The following is a 16,585-nucleotide window of genomic DNA, read 5'->3' as shown; positions in this document are numbered from 1 at the left end:
AATCTCCTTGGTGGACAGGTGGGCGCGCCCGCCCCGCGCGTCAGTCGCGCACCGCGTCAGTCGCGCAGCGCCTCGATCACGCTGGTGAGGTGGGCGCGGACGGCCGTCTCGGCCGCCTGCGGGTCCCTGGCCCTGATCGCCTCGATCATCGCCAGATGCTCGTTCAGGGATTGCTGGGGACGCCCCGGCCGCAGCGCCAACTGGAAGCGGTGGCGCACCAGTTGTGCGTTCAGCCGCTCCAGGAGGTCCACGGCTGTCCGCTGGCCGGAGAACTCGCGGACCTTGGCGTGCAGTTCCTGGTTGAGTTCGGAGTACGTCACCGGCTCGCCGTCGGCGACGGCCTTGGTCATCGCCGTGCCGAGCTCCGTCAGCTCGGCGAGCTGGTCGTCGTCGGCCAGCACGGCCGCCTTGGCCGCGCACAGCCCTTCGAGGACCATGCGGCATTCGGTGATGGCGACCGCTTCCTCCACGGTCACCACCCGCACCCGCGAGCCGCGGTTGCGGATCCGCTCGACCAGGCCCTGTGCCTCCAGATCGATGAGCGCGGCACGGATGCTGGCCCGTGTCACACCGAACTGCTCGGCGAGTTCGTTCTCCACCAGCCGCTGTGCCGGTGCCATCTCGCCGTGCAGGATCGCCTGCCGCAGCTGCGCGAGCGCGTGCTGCTTGGCCTGCTCCCCGGTGCTCGGACGGGCTTCCTTCGGCATCGTTGCCCTCCCTGAGTGAGTGCCTGTCGAACCTAAATCTAGCCAGACAACATTGTCAACAATTTTGTCCGCCGTATTGCGGGCAGATATCGGTCACGCTTCCGCCGCCAAAGGTCCCCCGGCCCCGTGCTCGTGCCTGTCCGTCGTGACGAAGTGTCCTGTGCGCGGGGCCCAGAACCCACACTCTGTCGGCACCGGCGGTGCGGGTGCGGTGGCTAGGGTCGCCGTATGACCCACAGCTTCGCTCTCCACATCCCCGACGCCGAGCTCGAGCCCGAGCCGCTCGACCCCGCCCAGATCGTGTCCGGGACTCCGGAGGTGACCGGAAAGGTCGTCTGGGAGTCGCGGGACGGCCGGCAGATCCGCGGGATCTGGCAGATCACCCCCGGCGTCGTCACCGACACCGAGGCCGACGAGCTGTTCGTCGTGATCAGCGGGTCGGCGACCGTCGAGGTGGAGGGCGGGCCGACGCTGGAGGTCGGGCCGGGCGACATGGCCGTGCTGCGCGCGGGCGACCGCACGACCTGGACGGTCCACGAGACGCTGCGCAAGGCGTACGCGATCAACCTCTGAGAACCGTGTCAGTTCTGGTGAAACACGTCAGTTCCGGGAAACACGTCAGCCTCTGAGGGACAGCAGGCGCACGCCCTCGGCGAGGGCGTCGACGACCGGCTCCGGCGGGGTGTCCGGCTCTCCCGCCCGCCGTCCCGGCCGCCGGGTGCGGGCGAGCAGCGGAAGCTCCACCTGGACGCCGCCCCCACGGGTCAGGTTCACCGGGTTCCTCGCGTGCAGCCCGCGCAGCGCGCGCGGAATCTTCGCGAGGTCGGTGACCGCCTCGAACTCCGGCCGCAGCGCGCGCAGTCCGAAGGCGAGCAGCCGGGCCGCCGACCGGTTGCCGCCGCCGAGGAAGACGGTGCGCGGCGCCGCGTCGCGCAGGTGGCCGTGCAGGGAGACCGTCACCGAGACGTGGCAGAGGAAGTCCCGCAGCAGCGCGCAGTGGTCCGCGGCCATGCGCGGCGACGGGATGTGCACCGGCCGCCGCGCCCCCGGCCGGCTGAAGACGAGGCTGGTGGCGCCGCAGCGCGCGGCCAGCGACTCGGCGAGTTCGGCCGTACCCCCTTCGTTGGCGGCGTGCAGCGCCAGCAGCCCGATGCGGCTGCCCGGTGTCAGCGTGACCAGGAACGCGACGCCCTCGATCTCGACGCGCTCGGTCCGGACGCGCCGGGTCTGTCCGCGCTCGGTCTGTCCACGCTCAGCCTGTCCACGCTCGGTCTGTCCACGCTCAGCCTGTCCGCGCTCGGCCTGTCCGCGCTCGGCCTGTCCGCCCTCGGTCCGCTGTGTCATCACGGCTCCTCAACTCGTCGTCGGCGCGGGCATGTTGTACGGCGTCACCACCTGCGTGGCGGACGGCAGCGTGGGTCCCGCGGGCGGCAGCGCGCCGTGGAAGCGCATCACGAGGTGGCAGGCCTCGCGCATGTCCTGGCGCAGGTCGTGGTGGAGGACGGCGGACAGGCGGTGCTCACGCAGCAGGCGCGTGTTGTCGTGGTCGAGGTCGTGCGCGACGAACACCGCGCACTCGCGGCCCAGGTCCGCGAAGGCGCGCAGGGTGGCGATGTTGCCGCCGCCGATCGAGTAGACGGCGCGGATGTCCGGGTCCCGTTCCAGCGCGGCGCGCACCAGGTCGTACTGGGTGGTGTCCAGGCCCTGCCCCTCGGCGATCTCCACCAGGGTGCGGTCGGGGTGGTGGGTGCGCATCGCGCTGCGGAAACCCATCTCGCGCTCCTCCTCGTTGCGGAAGAAGCCGCTGCTGAGGCTGGTGAGCACATTGCCGGGGCGGTCGCCGAGCCACTGGCCCATGAGGTACGCCGCCGTCGCGCCGGCCGCCCGGTTGTCGATGCCGACGTAGGCCAGGCGCGGGGTGGCGGGCAGGTCGGTCACCAGGGTCACCACGGGGATGCCCGCGTCGGCGAGCCGGCCGACGGCGGCCGTGACCTCCGGGACGTCCGGCGCCTTGAGGATCACGCCCTGCGAGCCGCGCCGGGCGATGCGGTCCAGGGTGCGGGTCAGTTCCGCGGCCGGGCCGGTCTCACGGAAGTGGAAGCGCGAGCGGACGACCGCCGGGTGCAGGGAGGGCAGTTCCGTCTCCAGGGCGGCGCGCACGGCGGTGGAGAACCGCTCCGGCGCCTGCATCACTATGTCGATCATGAAGGTGCGGCCGACCAGCCGGACCTGGGTGCGCTGCCGGTCCAGATCGGCGATGGCCTGCCGGACCTCGCGGGCGGTGCTCTCCCGCACGCCGCCGCGCCCGTTGAGCACCCGGTCCACCGTGGCCTCGCTCAGGCCCGCCTGACGTGCGATCTCCCGGATGGGGAAGGGGTGGCCCACGGACGGCTCCTTGAGGGGTTTTTGATGGCTTCCTGCTGGTTGTTCGAGGGGTTTGTACTGACAACAATGACAGAGCTGCTTCGCTCCGTGCCCCCGAAGGGACGACGATGTCCTCGATGTCTTCGATGTCCTTGGCGTCCTCGGCGTCCTCGATGTCCTTCCGCTCCGCGCAACGCCGTGTGTGGCTGTCCGATCGGGACTGCGACCTCGACGCCTTCCGCGCGCTCGTCGAGACCTCCACCGACCGGGCCGACTACCCGTACGCCTCCGCCGTGCAGCACGGTGTCCTGGTCTACGACAGCGACCGGCTGCGCGGAGCCGCCGACCGCGCCGGCGTGCGGACCGAGCTGGTCCGGGCGCTCGCCGACGGGCCCGGCATCGTGGTCCTCAAGGGCGCCTTCCCCGACCCGGCCGTCGTCGACCGACTGAGCGCCGTCTTCGACGCCCTCATCGCCGGGCAGCGGGCCTCGGGCGCGCGGGCCGGCGACCACTTCGCCGCCCCCGGCGCCAACGACCGGGTGTGGAACGCGCTGGAGAAGGCGGCCCTCCACGACCCGGAGGCGTTCGCCGACTACTACGCCAACGACATGCTGGCGCTGGCCGCCACCGCCTGGCTCGGCCCCGGCTACCAGGTCACCTCGCAGGTCAACGTGGTCAACCCGGGCGGCGCGGCGCAGACCGTGCACCGCGACTACCACCTGGGCTTCCTCTCCGGCGAGGCGGCGGCCGGCTACCCGGCGCACGTGCACGCCCTCTCCCCCGTCCTCACCCTCCAGGGCGCGGTCGCGCACTGCGACATGCCCGTGGAGTCCGGGCCGACGACGTACCTGCCGCACTCGCAGAAGTACGGGCCCGGCTACCTGGCCTGGCGGCTGCCGGCCTTCCGGGAGTACTTCGAGGCGCACCACGTCCAGCTCCCGCTCGCCAAGGGCGACGCGGTCTTCTTCAACCCGGCGCTGTTCCACGCGGCCGGCGCCAACCGCTCCGCGGACATCCGGCGCACCGCCAACCTGCTGCAGGTGTCGTCCGCGTTCGGCCGGGCGATGGAGACGGTCGACCGCGAGGCCGTCGTCGGCGCCGTCTTCCCGGTGCTGCTCAGGCGCCGGGCGGAGGGCGCCGGCGAGGAGTGGCTGGAGAACGTGATCGCGGCGAGCGCCGAAGGCTACCCCTTCCCCACCAACCTCGACAGCGACCCGCCCGTCGACGGCCTCGCCCCGCCCGCGCAGGCGGACGTCGTACGGCGCGCCCTGCGCGAGACATGGACCCCGCAGGCCCTGCGCGACGCGCTGCGGGCCGGCGCCGAGCGGCGCGAAAGCCGACCGCGGGAAATCTGAAAGGACCTGCCCCTCATGGGACTTCTCGACGACAAGGTCGTCCTCGTCAACGGCGGCAGTCAGGGCGTCGGCGCCGCCGTCGCGCGGGCCGCGGTCCGCGAGGGCGCGGTCGTGGCCGTGACCGGGCGGCGCACGGCGCCCGGCGAGGCACTGGTGACCGAGCTGACCGCCGCCGGCGGCAAGGCCACCTTCGTACGGGCCGACCTGTCCGACGCCGAGCAGGCACGGTCCGCCGTCGGCGACGTGGTGGCGGTGTACGGCCGGGTCGACTGCCTGGTCAACTCCGCCGGCCTGACCTCCCGGGGCACGCTCCTGGACACCACGCCCGCCCTGTTCGACCAGCACATCGCGATCAATCTCAGGGCGCCGTTCTTCGCGATGCAGGCGGCGGTGGCGGACATGCTGAGCCGCGGGGCGCCGGGCACGATCGTCAACATCATCACGTCGTCGGCGCACGGCGGGCAGCCCTTCCTCGCGCCGTACGTCGCCGCCAAGGCCGGCCTCATCGGTCTGACCCGCAACGCGGCCCACGCCCACCGCTGGGACCGGATCCGCGTCAACGGCCTGAACATCGGCTGGACGGCGACCGAGGGCGAGGACGCGACGCAGAAGAGGTTCCACGGCGCCGGGGACGACTGGCGCGAGGAGGCCGCCGCGAAGCTGCCGATGGGCAAACTCGGCCAGCCGGACGAGATCGCCGACTTCGTGGTCCTCCTGCTGTCGGACCGGTCGGGCGTGGTCACCGGATCGGTGATCGACTGGGACCAGAACGTGCTCGGCGGACTCGACTGACCTCCCCCCGCCCCACCGCCCCGCTACGAACCGCACCACCCCGCACCACCCCGCACCCAAGGAGCAGCACCCCCATGCGCATCGGAATCCTCGGCCTCGGCCGCATCGGCGCCTTCCACGCCGAGACCCTCTCCGGACTCGACGCGGTGGACTCGCTCGTCGTGTCCGACCCGTTCACCCAGGCCGCCAAGTCCGCCGCCGAGCGGTTCGGCGCCGAGGTCGCGGACTCCCCCGAGGCCGTGCTGGCCGCCGGGGTGGACGGCGTGGTGATCGCCGCCGCGACCGACGCCCACCCGGACCTGATCCTGGCCGCGGTCGAGGCCGGCGTGCCCGTCTTCTGCGAGAAGCCGGTCGCGAAGACCATGGCCGAGGGCGTCGAGGTCCTCAAGGCCGTCGAGGGCGCCGGCGTGCCGATCCAGATCGGCTACAACCGCCGCTTCGACGCGGGATTCGTCGCGGCTCGGGCCGCCGTGCACAGCGGCGAGCTGGGCACGCTGCACACCGTGCGGTCGACCACCCTGGACCCGGCGCCGCCGCCGGCCGCGTACGTCGCCTCCTCCGGCGGCATCTTCCGCGACTGCTCGGTGCACGACTTCGACATCATCCGCTGGGTGACCGGCCGCGAGGTGACCGAGGTGTACGCCGTCGGCGGCAACCGGGGCGCCGACTACATCAAGCAGGCCGGCGACGCCGACACCACCGGCGCGATCCTCACCCTCGACGACGGCACCATCGCCGTGGTCTCCAACTCCCGCCACAACGGCCGGGGTTACGACGTCCGGATGGAGATCCACGGATTCGCGGACTCCATCGCCGTCGGCCTGGAGGACAAGCTGCCGCTGCGTTCCGTCGAGCCCGGCGTGACCTTCCCCGCGGGCACCCCGCACGACTTCTTCATGGACCGCTTCACCGAGGCCTACCGCGCCGAACTCACCGCGTTCACCGAGGTCGTGGCCGGTACCCGGACCTCCCCCTGCACGGTCGCGGACGCGCTGGAGGCCGGCTGGATCGCGGAGGCGTGCACCCTGTCGCTGCACGAGCACCGGCCGGTGACGATCGCCGAGGTGCGCGCCGGCTGAGGCCGGGGCGGCGTGGCCGCGCTCCCGGAGTGCGTCTACGGTCTTGTGGTTCGCCCGCACGGCGACCACGAGACCGTCCGCGCACCACCGACCGAGGAGCGACGACCATGACCAGCGGCCACGCCGTCCACCGACCTGCCCTCTTACCCGACGAGTTACCCGGCCCCGGCCCGCGCAGCGTGGTCGTGATCGGCGCGGGTCCCGGCGGTCTGACCGCCGCCCGGGAACTGGAGCGCGCCGGACACCGGGTGACCGTCCTGGAGGAGCTGGACGACGTGGCCGGCAAGTGCCGGAGCGTGCACGTCGACGGCCTGGCCTACGACCTGGGCGGCCACATCTGCACCAACCGGTACGAGCGGGTGGCGGAGTTGGTGACCGAGCTGGGCGTCAAGACGGAGCGCACCACCCGCTACCGCGTCCTGAACGTCGCGGAGCGCACCGCGAGCCGGCAGACGATGCCGTTCCTGCGCGACGAGGCGTTCGCCCGCTACCGGGCGCTGCGCGAGCGCGAGTTCCCGCGCATCGCCGAACCCGGGCTCGCCCATTCCGCGAAGGCGCTCGCCGCTCCCGTCGCCCAATGGCTCGCCGAGCACGGACTGCGGTCCATGGCCGAATCGTTCGGCACCGGGTTCACGGCGGCCGGCTACGGCCACCTGGACGACGACGTGCCCGCGCTGTACTTCGTCAAGTACGCCGAGATGACGGGGCTGTTGTCGGACGGGCCGGAACTGCTGGGCCACTCGGGCACGTTCACGGTGGCCGGCGGGTTCGCCACCCTGTGGAGCCGCGTCGCCGAGGAGCTGGAAGACGTGCGGTGCGGAGTGCGGGTCGGGTCGGTCGAGCGGCACGCGGACGGGGTACGGGTGCACACCGACGGGGGCCCGGTGGACGCCGACGACCTGGTGCTGGCCGTCCCCCTGGACCGGATCCTGCCGGTCCTGGACGCCACCGACGAGGAACGCGACCTCGCCGCCCGGATGCGCAGCAACGCCTACCACACCACCCTGGCCACCGCCCCCGGCCTGCCGGAGGACGCCTTCTACTTCCTGGACCGGCACACGGCGACCCGCGAGGCGGCCGGTCACTGTGTGTCGTACCACCACCGCTACCCCGGCAGCGACGTGCGGACCTTCTACTCCTACGGCCGTCCCGAGGACGTCGCCGCGCTGCTGCCGGACGACGTCGCCGAGCTGGGCGGCCGGCTGGAGCGGGTGCACCTGCGGCGCCGGTGGGCGTTCATGCCGCACTTCGGCGGCGACGACCTCGCGGCCGGCGCCCTGGACCGGCTCGCCGCGCTCCAGGGCCGGATGCGCACGTACCATGTCGGCGGCCTGCCCGCCTTCGAACTGGTCGAGTGCGTCGTCGCGCACGCCCAGGACCTCGTCCGCCGCCGCTTCCCGGCGGCGGACGGCACACCGACCCGGCGGGAGGACACTCCCGCCACGACCGAGGAGGAACGCACGGCATGAGCGGACCGGACCGGGAGCCCCTGCGCATCGGAATACTGGGAGCCGCGCGGATCACCGGGCGCGCGCTCGCCGACCCGGCCCGGGCCGGCGGCCACCGCCTCGTCGCGGTGGCGGCCCGGGACCGCTCCCGGGCCGCGTCCTTCGCCGCGGAGCACGGCGTGGAGCGGGTGCTCGGCTCGTACGCCGGCCTGCTCGCCGACCCCGAGGTCGAGGTGGTCTACAACCCGCTCCCCAACGGCCTGCACGGGCCGTGGAACCTCGCCGCCCTCGCGGCCGGCAAGCACGTCCTGACCGAGAAGCCGTCGGCGAGCGACGCCGCGGAGGCCGCCGAGGTGCGGCAGGCCGCCGCGAAGGCCGGGACGGTCTTCCTGGAGGGCTTCCACTACCTCTTCCACCCGGTCACCCGCCGCCTGCACGAGATCCTGGCGAGCGGCGAACTGGGCGAGCTGCGGCGGTTCGAGGCCCTGGTCGCGACGCCCGCCCCGCCGGACGGCGACCCGCGCTGGTCGCTGCCGCTGGCCGGCGGCGCCCTGATGGACCTGGGCTGCTACGCCCTGCACGCCGCGCGGATGCTCGCGCCCCTCGCGGGCGGCGCGCCACGGCTCGTCTCCGCGCGCGGCGGTGAGCGCGGCGGCGCGCCCGGCGTCGACGAGTGGCTGGACGCCGAACTGGCCTTCCCCGGCGGGGCCACCGCCTCCGCGCGCTGCCACATGGCCTACGGGGAGCTGGAGATGAGCTGCCGGATCGTCGGCAGCCTCGGTGAGGCGGCCGCCCCGAACTTCGTGCTGCCGCACCGGGACGACCGGGTCGTGGTGCGCACCGCGGACGGCGAGCGGACGGAACGGCTCGGCACCCGGTCGTCGTACGCCTACCAGCTGGACGCCTTCGCCGCCCGGGTACGCGACGGCGTGCCGCTGCCGCTGGACGCGGACGACGCGGTGGCGACGATGACGCTGATCGACGACTGCTACCGGGCCGCGGGCTTCGCACCCCGGCCGCGCACGGACGCCGGACGGACCGCCGGATGACCGACCGCACGACCGGCGACCGTACGACCGGCGACCGCATGACCGGCGGCGGCGCGACCGGCGGCGGCGCGACCGACGACCGCGCGGCCGACGGCCGCGTGACCGGTGCCGCGGCTGCCGCCCGGATCGTCCCCGCGCAGGTCGCCGACATCCAGCAGGCCCTCGACGATCACGCCCGCTACTGGGGCGAGCGTGACCTGCGGGCGCTGCATCTGCTGCCGCTGGTGCACGAGTTCGGGCGGACCTGCCTGGTCGCCCGGTCGGACGACGGCGTCCTCGGCTACCTGATCGGCTTCGTCACCCCGGACGGCACCGGGTACGTACATCTGGTCGCGACCCGCGACGACGCCCGCGGCGCCGGGCTGGGCCGCGCCCTGTACGAGGCCTTCGCCGAGGCGGCCGGCCGGCAGGGCGCCGTCCGGCTGAAGGCGATCACCACGGTGGGCAACGAGGGCTCCCTCGCCTTCCACCGCAGCCTGGGCTTCGACGTCCGGGTCGCGGAGGACTACAACGGCCCCGGCCGGCCACGGGTCGTCTTCACCTGCCCCCTCGCGGGCTTCACCGCCGGCCGGTGACGCGCCGGGGCGGCCGGCGCGTCACCGGTACAGCGGCGGCCGCTCCACGAGTTCCACCTCGGCCCGGCCGCCCTGCTCCAGGGCGCGCACGCCGGCCTCGCTGACCGCCGCCGCGGCGTAGCCGTCCCACACGCTGGGGCCGGTGACCTCGCCGCGGCGGGTGGCGTCCACCCACGCCTGGACCTCGCGGTCGTAGGCGTCGGCGAAGCGGTCGAGGTAGTCCTGGGCGATGGTGCCGCCCCAGCGGCCCGCCATGTTGGTGACCATGGCGTGGCCGTCGCCGATCCGGGCGGTGCCGCGTTCGCAGACCGCCTCGGCCTGGACCTGGTAGCCGAAGCCGCAGTTGACGAAGATCTCGACGTCGACGACCGCGCCGCCGTCGGTCTCGAACACCACGAACTGCGGGTCCTGCATCCCGTCCGGGGCGTTCGCGGACGGCGTCGGGCGCAGCACCGTCACGGCCGTGATCTCGTGGCCGAGCAGCCAGCGCGTGACGTCCATCTCGTGCACGACGGAGTCGTTGACGAGCATCTCGCTGCGCCAGCCGGGCGGGGAGGCGACGTTGCGGTGCCGGTGGTGCAGCAGCAGCGGCCGGCCCAACTGGCCGCTGTCCAGCAGGGTTTTGAGTTTCAGGTACTCGGCGTCGTAGCGCCGCATGAAGCCGACCTGGACGCGGCGCCGGCCCAGGGACCGCTCGGCTTCGAGCACCCGCAGGGCGGAGGCCGCGTCCGGGGTGAGCGGCTTCTCGCACAGCACGGGCAGGTCGTGCGCGAACGCCGTCAGCAGCGCCGCCTCGTGAGCGGGCCCCGGGGAGGCGATCAGCACGGCGTCGACGTCGGCCGCCGCCATCGCCGCGGCCGGATCGGTGTACGGGGTGCAGCCGTCGACGCCGGCCGCGACGGCCTTGGCGCGTTCCGCGTCGACGTCGACGACGGCGGTCACCCGGGCGCCGCTGGTGACCTCCTGGATCCGGCGGACGTGGTCGGCGCCCATCCTGCCGGTGCCGACGACGGCGACGCGCAGTGTGCCGGGCTGTGCCATGGTCGTCCCCCTTCGGGCGGTCAGGCTCCGCAGGACCTCAGGAACTTGCGGGTGCGCACCGCGATGGGCAGCGGCTTGTCCGGCTCGCACGGGTACATGTCCTGCTCGACGATCGCGAACAGGTCCACGCCGAGCCGCTGCGCCGCCTCCAGCACCGGACCCAGTTCCGGCACGCCGGAGGGCGGTTCGCACATCACGCCGCGCTGCACGGCCGGGCCGAACGGCACCTCGTTCGCCCGCACGTCGGCGAGGATCTCCGGGTCCACCTGCTTGAGGTGCAGGTAGCCGATGCGTTCGCCGTAGGTCTCGATCAGCTTGACGCTGTCGCCGCCGCAGTAGGCGTAGTGCCCGGTGTCGAGGCAGAGGTTGACCAGGCCGGAGTCGGTCGAGTCGAGGAAGCGCTCGACGTGCGCCTCGGTGTCGATGTGGGTGTCGGCGTGCGGGTGCACGACGATGTCGAGGCCGTACGTCTCCTTCACCTCGTGGCCGAGCCGTTCCATGCCCTTGGTGAGGTGGGCCCACTGCTCGCCGGTCAGCTCCGGGGGCTCGAGGATCTCGGCGGTCTTGTCGTCCCGCCAGAAGGACGGGATGACGACCAGGTGCTCGGCGCCCATCGCCTGGGTGAGCGCCGCGACCCGGCTGACCTGCTCCCAGGTGCCGTCCCATTCGGCCGGGCCGCGGTGCAGTCCGCAGAAGATGGTGCCGGCGGAGACCTTCAGGTTCCGCTTGTTCACCTCGTCGGTGAGCCGGGCCGGGTCGGTCGGCAGGTAGCCGTAGGGGCCGAGCTCGATCCAGGAGTAGCCGGCCTCGGCGACCTCGTCCAGGAAGCGTTCCCAGGGCACCTGCAGGGGGTCGTCGGCGAACCAGACGCCCCAGGAGTCGGGTGCGGAACCGACCCGGATGCGGTCCAGCGCAGCGGGCATGTCAGGACTTCCCTTCGGGTGCGGCCGCGCCGGGTGCGGTGAGGGCGTCCTCTTCGGGGAGTTCCTCGACGTCGACACCGCGGACCTGCGCGAGCTCGTGCTTGAGCGCGGCGAGTTCGGCGCCGCCGGCCATGTGGTTGGTGAGTTCCTCGAGGCTGACCTGGTCGCGGGACGCGGACATCTCCAGGGTGCCCAGGCGCAGCACGCTGAAGTGGTCGCCGACCATGTAGGCGTGGTGGGGGTTGTGGGTGATGAAGATGACGCCGAGGCCGCGGTCGCGGGCGGCGGCGATGTACTTGAGCACCACGCCGGACTGCTTGACGCCGAGGGCGGCGGTCGGCTCGTCCAGGATCAGCACGCGGGCGCCGAAGTAGACGGCGCGGGCGATGGCCACGCACTGGCGCTGACCGCCGGAGAGGGTGCCGATGGGCTGCTCCAGGTCGTCCAGGACGATGCCCATCTCGCGCAGCTCGTGGTCGGCCGTCCTCTTCATCTTCTCGATGTCGAGGCGGCGCAGCGGCCAGGGGCCCTTGGTCATCTCCGAGCCGAGGAAGAAGTTGCGCCACACCGGCATCAGCGGGACGACCGCGAGGTCCTGGTAGACGGTGGCGATGCCCTTGTCGAGCGCCTCGCGGGGGGTGGAGAAGCGCACCGGTGCGCCGTCGACGAGGAACTCGCCCTCGGTGTGCTGGTGCAGACCCGAGATGATCTTGATGAGGGTGGACTTGCCGGCGCCGTTGTCGCCGAGCACGCAGGTGACCTGGCTGGGGTACACCTTCAGGTCGACGCCGTGCAGGGCGCGGATGTTGCCGTAGGACTTGCCCGCGCGGCGCAGTTCGACGATCGCCCCGTCCCCGTCGTCGGCGGCGGTGTCGGCGATGATGGCGCCGTGGGTGCCGGCTTCGTCGGCTGTCGTCATGTCGGTCACCTCCGGGTCGCCGTGCGCTGGATGTACAGGTTGATCAGCACCGCGCCGAGCAGCATCGCGCCGAGGAACGCCTTGAACCAGTCGGGGTTCCAGCCGGCGTAGACGATGCCCTGCTGCACCATGCCGAACATGAAGGCGCCGAAGACCGGGCCGATCGCCGAGCCGGCGCCGCCGGTCAGCAGGCAGCCGCCGATCACGGCCGCGGAGATGTAGATCAGCTCCTGGCCCACGCCCTCGCCGGACTGCACGGTGTTGAAGGTGAAGAGCTGGTGCATGCCGACGAACCAGGCGCCGAAGCCGACCAGCATGAACAGCGAGATCTTGGTGAAGTTCACGGGCACGCCGACGGCCCGCGCGGACTCCTTGTTGCCGCCGACGGCGAAGATCCAGTTGCCGTACCTGGTGCGCAGCAGCACCCAGGTGGCCAGGGCGGCGAAGACCAGCCAGTAGACCACGGTGATCTTGACCTGGACGCCGCCGACCTCGAAGGTCGACGCGAAGATCTTCTTCGCCTGGTCGAAGCCGTCCATGTCGCTGATGTCGTCGGTGGCCACGTTGCCGGTGACCAGCTTGGTCACCGCGAGGTTGACGCCCTGCAGGATCAGGAAGCTGCCCAGGGTGATCAGGAAGCTGGGCAGGCCGGTCTTGACCACCATCCAGCCGTTGAAGAAGCCGACCGCGAGGGACACGGCGAGCGCGAGGACCACGCCGACCCAGACGTTCACGGTCAGCTGGTAGCTCAGCATGCTCGCGGTCAGCGCCGAGGTGATCACGGCGACACCGGACGACAGGTCGAACTCCCCGCCGATCATCAGCAGCGCCACCGGAAGCGCCATGATGCCGATGGTCGACGACTGGTAGAGCACGTTCGCCATCGAGGATCCGTCGCGCACCGGCGGGGCGGTGACGAGGAAGAAGAGGTACACCGCTACGGCGCCGAGGAAGACGCCCACCTCGGGGCGGGCCAGCAGCCTGAGCGCCAGGGGGCGACGGGCGGTGCGCCCGTCGGTTTCCTTGCCGGGGCCGGAGGCCGGCGGTGTGGTCACCGCCGGCTCGGCGTCCTGGGTCATACTCATCACCGAGTGCCCTTCGCGGCGTACTTGGCGACCGCGTCGACGTTGGACTTGTCCACGAAGGCGGGACCGGTCAGCACGGGCTGCTCGCCGCCGCCCATGTAGTTGCCGTTGTTCTTGTACAGCCACAGCGAGTCGATCGCCAGGTAGCCCTGGAGCCAGGGCTGCTGGTCCACGGCGAACTGGATGGTGCCCTTGCTGATGGCGCCGGTCAGGTCCTTGTTCAGGTCGAAGGTCGCGATCTTGGCCTTGCTGCCGGCGTCGGACACCGACTGCACCGCGGTCAGCGCGAACGGGGCGCCGAGGGTGGCGACGTAGTCGATGGACTTGTCCTGCTTGAGCTTGGCGGTGATGGTCGACTTCACGGACGGCATGTCGGTGCCGTTGACGTACAGCACGTCGGTCTTGCCGGAGAAGGTCTTCTTCAGGCCGTCGCAGCGCTGGGTCAGGCCGACGTTGCCCTGCTCCTGGACGACGCAGACGGCGTGCTTGGCCTTGAGTTCGTTGAGCTTCTTGCCGAACGCCTCGCCGGCCACGGTCTCGTCCTGGCCGAAGAACTCCATCAGGCCGAGCTTCTTCCAGTCGCTGACACCGGAGTTGAGGCCGACGACGGGTATGTTCGCCTGGGTCGCCTTGGACACGACGTCCTTCATGGCGTCGGGCTTGGCGAGGGTGATGGCGATGCCGTCGACCTTCTGGTCGATGGCGTTCTGGACCAGGGTGGCCTGGGCGCCGGCGCTCGGGTCCGCGGAGTAGACGAGCTTGATGTTGTCCTTGGCGGCGGCGGCCTCGGCGCCCTTGCGGACGATGTCCCAGAAGGTGTCACCGGGCGACTGATGGGTGACCAGGGCGACCGTCATGCGGGGCGTGGTGGCCTTGCCCGCGGAGGCGCCGTCCGCGCTCTCCTCGGCCTTCTTGCCTCCGGAGCTGCTGGAGCAGCCCGCGACGGTCAGTGCCGCCGCAGCTGCCAGGGCCACCGCGGGGGCCAGTCTGCGGGAGAGAGAAGAGCGTTCCATCTGTCCTGCACCTCACTGTGCGACGGGGGGAGACGGGGAATGCCGGCGGATCGTCGGGATCCGGGGCCCGGACCTGCGGTGCGGGTCCGGGTCGTGAGCCGCGGAAGCGGCGGTCGTGCTGGGACGGGATCCAATCCCTTGGCGCGCTCGCTGTCAATACTTTGTTAAGACATCATTTCACTTGCAGGTCCGAATGTCCGTACAAACTATTGACAGCGTCGGCCACGGCGGCCTACACCTGGGAGGCGGGAGGCCCACGGGCCCCCGCGTCCCCAGCACAGCTCGAGGAGCGTCGCGCATGGCTGAGCCGTTGGAGTCCGTCGTCCAGTCCTTCGACTTGATCACTATGGGCCGTCTCGGAGTCGATCTCTATCCTATGCAGTCGGGCCTGCCCCTCACGCACGTGGAGACCTTCGGCAAGTTCCTCGGCGGTTCGGCCGCGAACGTGGCGGTCGCCGCCGCGCGGCTCGGCCGGCACACCGCGCTGATCAGCCGCACCGGGAACGATCCCTTCGGCGCCTATCTGCACCGGGCGCTGCGGGAGTTCGGCGTCGACGACCGCTGGGTGACGCCGGTGGACGCCTACCCGACGCCGGTGACGTTCTGCGAGATCTTCCCGCCGGACGACTTCCCGCTGTACTTCTACCGCCAGCCCAAGGCCCCTGACCTGGAGATACACGCCGGTGAACTGGACCTCTCCGCCATCCGCGCGGCCCGCGTCCTGTGGATCACCGGCACCGGACTGAGCGAGGAGCCCAGCCGCTCCGCCACGCTCGCCGCGCTCGAGGCCCGCGGCAGGGCCGGGACCACGGTCTTCGACCTGGACTGGCGCCCGGTGTTCTGGCGCGACGCCGAGGAGGCCCGCCCGTACTACGCGCAGGCCCTGCGCCATGCCACGGTCGCGGTCGGCAACCTCGACGAGTGCGAGATCGCCACCGGTGTCCGCGAGCCGCGCGCCTGCGCGGCCGCGCTGCTGGCGGCGGGCGTGGAGCTGGCGGTGGTGAAGCAGGGGCCCGAGGGGGTGCTCGCGGTGCACCGCGACGGCACCACCGCCGAGGTCCCGCCGGTGCCCGTCGAGGTCGCCAACGGTCTCGGCGCGGGCGACGCGTTCGGCGGCTCGCTGGTCCACGGGCTGCTGTCCGGCTGGACGCTGGAGAAGACCATGCGGTACGCCAACGCCGCCGGCGCCCTCGTCGCCTCCCGGCTGGCCTGTTCCTCCGCGATGCCGACCGCGGCGGAGGTCGGCGACCTGCTCGCCCGCGCCGCCGCCTGAACTCCCCGAACGGAGCTTTCGTCTTGACCATCAGCATCCCCGACCTCGTCTCGGTCAGGGCCCGGCACCCCGAGGCCGTCGCCGAGGCCGCCGCCCGCCGGGTGCGCCGGCCCCTGCTCGGCGACAGCGGCCGCCTCATGATCGTGGCCGCCGACCACCCGGCGCGCGGCGCCCTCGGCGTGGGCGACCGGCGCCTGGCCATGGCCAACCGGGCGGACCTGCTGGAACGTCTCTGCACGGCGCTGTCCCGGCCCGGCGTCGACGGGGTGCTGGCCACCGCCGACATCCTGGAGGACCTCCTCCTGCTCGGCGTGCTGGAGAACAAGGTCGTCATGGGCTCCATGAACCGCGGCGGCCTGGCGGGCGCGGCCTTCGAGATGGACGACCGCTTCACCGGCCACCGCGCCGAGGACATCGCCCGGCTCCGCTTCGACGCCGGCAAGCTGCTGCTGCGCGTCGACTATGACGACCCCGGGTCGCTGACCACGCTGGAGTCGGCCGCCCGCGCCGTCGACGCGATGGCCGCGCACCGGCTCCCGCTGTTCGTGGAGCCCTTCGTCTCCCGCCGTGTCGAGGGCCGGGTGCGCAACGACCTGTCTGCCGAGGCCGTCACCCGGTCCATCGCCATCGCCTCGGGGCTGGGCGGCACCTCCGCCTACACCTGGCTGAAACTGCCCGTCACCGAGGACCCCGACGACATGGGCGAGGTGCTGGAGACGTCCACCCTGCCGGCCGTCCTGCTCGGCGGCGAGGTCGGCGACGACCAGGAAGGCGCCTACGAACGCTGGCGCAAGGCCCTGCGGCTGCCCACCGTCATGGGCATGGTCGTCGGCCGTTCGCTGCTCTACCCGGCCGAGGGCAGCGTGGAGAGCGCGGTCGACACGGCCGTGGGGCTGCTGTGAAGCGCCGTCGTGCCGTGCGCTGTGCCGTGCCCGGAGCCGTGGCCTGTGCTGCGCCCCGTG

General features: G+C 72.3%; 17 protein-coding genes. 9 read left to right on the top strand and 8 right to left on the bottom strand.

The window, feature by feature from the left end:
• Window positions 1-56: 56 nt before the first annotated feature.
• Entirely contained in the window at window positions 57-707 is a 651-nt protein-coding gene (locus ACH4ZX_RS06935; RefSeq protein ID WP_398268673.1) for a GntR family transcriptional regulator, read from the bottom strand.
• 228 nt (window positions 708-935) lie between these two features.
• Here ACH4ZX_RS06935 and ACH4ZX_RS06930 point away from each other — a divergent pair, with 228 nt between their 5' ends.
• On the top strand, window positions 936-1,280 hold the full coding sequence (locus tag ACH4ZX_RS06930; protein ID WP_398268670.1) for a cupin domain-containing protein: 345 nt from the start codon (window positions 936-938) through the stop codon (window positions 1,278-1,280).
• A 45-nt stretch (window positions 1,281-1,325) separates the two neighbouring features.
• Here ACH4ZX_RS06930 and ACH4ZX_RS06925 read toward each other — a convergent pair whose 3' ends face one another.
• Together ACH4ZX_RS06925 and ACH4ZX_RS06920 are read right to left on the bottom strand one after the other, a co-directional pair.
• Window positions 1,326-2,051, bottom strand: a complete 726-nt coding sequence (locus ACH4ZX_RS06925) for a poly-gamma-glutamate hydrolase family protein (RefSeq protein WP_398268667.1) — start codon at window positions 2,049-2,051, stop codon at window positions 1,326-1,328.
• A gap of 9 nt (window positions 2,052-2,060) precedes the next feature.
• Complete coding sequence (locus ACH4ZX_RS06920) at window positions 2,061-3,092, bottom strand: LacI family DNA-binding transcriptional regulator (protein ID WP_398268664.1); 1,032 nt, start codon at window positions 3,090-3,092, stop codon at window positions 2,061-2,063.
• Between the two features lie 152 nt (window positions 3,093-3,244).
• Between ACH4ZX_RS06920 and ACH4ZX_RS06915 the strand changes: the two genes are divergently transcribed.
• From ACH4ZX_RS06915 to ACH4ZX_RS06890, 6 genes are all read left to right on the top strand, one after another.
• Window positions 3,245-4,426: a phytanoyl-CoA dioxygenase family protein gene (locus tag ACH4ZX_RS06915; RefSeq protein WP_398269108.1), complete on the top strand. Its 1,182-nt coding sequence runs from the start codon at window positions 3,245-3,247 to the stop codon at window positions 4,424-4,426.
• A 15-nt stretch (window positions 4,427-4,441) separates the two neighbouring features.
• Window positions 4,442-5,218 (top strand): SDR family oxidoreductase, encoded by a 777-nt coding sequence (locus ACH4ZX_RS06910; RefSeq protein WP_351899338.1) that lies wholly within the window; start codon window positions 4,442-4,444, stop codon window positions 5,216-5,218.
• Between the two features lie 74 nt (window positions 5,219-5,292).
• Complete coding sequence (locus tag ACH4ZX_RS06905; RefSeq protein WP_398268660.1) at window positions 5,293-6,297, top strand: Gfo/Idh/MocA family oxidoreductase; 1,005 nt, start codon at window positions 5,293-5,295, stop codon at window positions 6,295-6,297.
• 107 nt (window positions 6,298-6,404) lie between these two features.
• On the top strand, window positions 6,405-7,766 hold the full coding sequence (locus ACH4ZX_RS06900) for a protoporphyrinogen/coproporphyrinogen oxidase (RefSeq protein ID WP_398268657.1): 1,362 nt from the start codon (window positions 6,405-6,407) through the stop codon (window positions 7,764-7,766).
• Window positions 7,763-8,794 carry a Gfo/Idh/MocA family protein gene (locus ACH4ZX_RS06895; RefSeq protein WP_398268654.1) on the top strand — a complete coding sequence of 344 codons (1,032 nt, stop codon included), beginning with the start codon at window positions 7,763-7,765 and terminating at the stop codon, window positions 8,792-8,794. The genes ACH4ZX_RS06900 and ACH4ZX_RS06895 overlap by 4 nt, the downstream gene beginning before the upstream one ends.
• Window positions 8,795-8,892: 98 nt before the next feature.
• Window positions 8,893-9,369 carry a GNAT family N-acetyltransferase gene (locus ACH4ZX_RS06890; RefSeq protein WP_398269105.1) on the top strand — a complete coding sequence of 159 codons (477 nt, stop codon included), beginning with the start codon at window positions 8,893-8,895 and terminating at the stop codon, window positions 9,367-9,369.
• 21 nt (window positions 9,370-9,390) lie between these two features.
• Here the strand turns inward: ACH4ZX_RS06890 and ACH4ZX_RS06885 are convergent, their stop codons facing one another.
• The 5 genes from ACH4ZX_RS06885 to ACH4ZX_RS06865 are packed head-to-tail and all read right to left on the bottom strand — an operon-like array spanning window position 9,391 to window position 14,350.
• A complete protein-coding gene (locus ACH4ZX_RS06885; protein ID WP_398268651.1) occupies window positions 9,391-10,410 on the bottom strand; it encodes a Gfo/Idh/MocA family protein in 1,020 nt (339 codons plus the stop codon).
• A 20-nt stretch (window positions 10,411-10,430) separates the two neighbouring features.
• The gene (locus ACH4ZX_RS06880) at window positions 10,431-11,333 is read right to left on the bottom strand and encodes a sugar phosphate isomerase/epimerase family protein (RefSeq protein ID WP_398268648.1); all 903 of its coding nucleotides are present in this window, start codon (window positions 11,331-11,333) and stop codon (window positions 10,431-10,433) included.
• Between the two features lies 1 nt (window position 11,334).
• Complete coding sequence (locus ACH4ZX_RS06875) at window positions 11,335-12,252, bottom strand: ATP-binding cassette domain-containing protein (protein ID WP_398268645.1); 918 nt, start codon at window positions 12,250-12,252, stop codon at window positions 11,335-11,337.
• A 5-nt stretch (window positions 12,253-12,257) separates the two neighbouring features.
• Window positions 12,258-13,337, bottom strand: a complete 1,080-nt coding sequence (locus ACH4ZX_RS06870; RefSeq protein WP_398268642.1) for an ABC transporter permease — start codon at window positions 13,335-13,337, stop codon at window positions 12,258-12,260.
• Window positions 13,337-14,350: a sugar ABC transporter substrate-binding protein gene (locus ACH4ZX_RS06865; protein WP_360747743.1), complete on the bottom strand. Its 1,014-nt coding sequence runs from the start codon at window positions 14,348-14,350 to the stop codon at window positions 13,337-13,339. The genes ACH4ZX_RS06870 and ACH4ZX_RS06865 overlap by 1 nt, the downstream gene beginning before the upstream one ends.
• 298 nt (window positions 14,351-14,648) lie before the next feature.
• Here ACH4ZX_RS06865 and iolC point away from each other — a divergent pair, with 298 nt between their 5' ends.
• Together iolC and ACH4ZX_RS06855 are read left to right on the top strand one after the other, a co-directional pair.
• Window positions 14,649-15,623, top strand: coding sequence for a 5-dehydro-2-deoxygluconokinase (gene iolC / locus ACH4ZX_RS06860; RefSeq protein ID WP_398268639.1), 975 nt, complete (start codon window positions 14,649-14,651; stop codon window positions 15,621-15,623).
• A gap of 23 nt (window positions 15,624-15,646) precedes the next feature.
• Window positions 15,647-16,525 carry a deoxyribose-phosphate aldolase gene (locus tag ACH4ZX_RS06855; RefSeq protein ID WP_398268636.1) on the top strand — a complete coding sequence of 293 codons (879 nt, stop codon included), beginning with the start codon at window positions 15,647-15,649 and terminating at the stop codon, window positions 16,523-16,525.
• Window positions 16,526-16,585: the final 60 nt, after the last annotated feature.

It is taken from the genome of Streptomyces sp. NPDC020490, from assembly GCF_044335305.1.
Lineage (GTDB): Bacteria > Actinomycetota > Actinomycetes > Streptomycetales > Streptomycetaceae > Streptomyces.
Note: the sequence above shows the minus strand (reverse complement) of the source record. Positions and strands in the feature narration are given on the sequence as shown.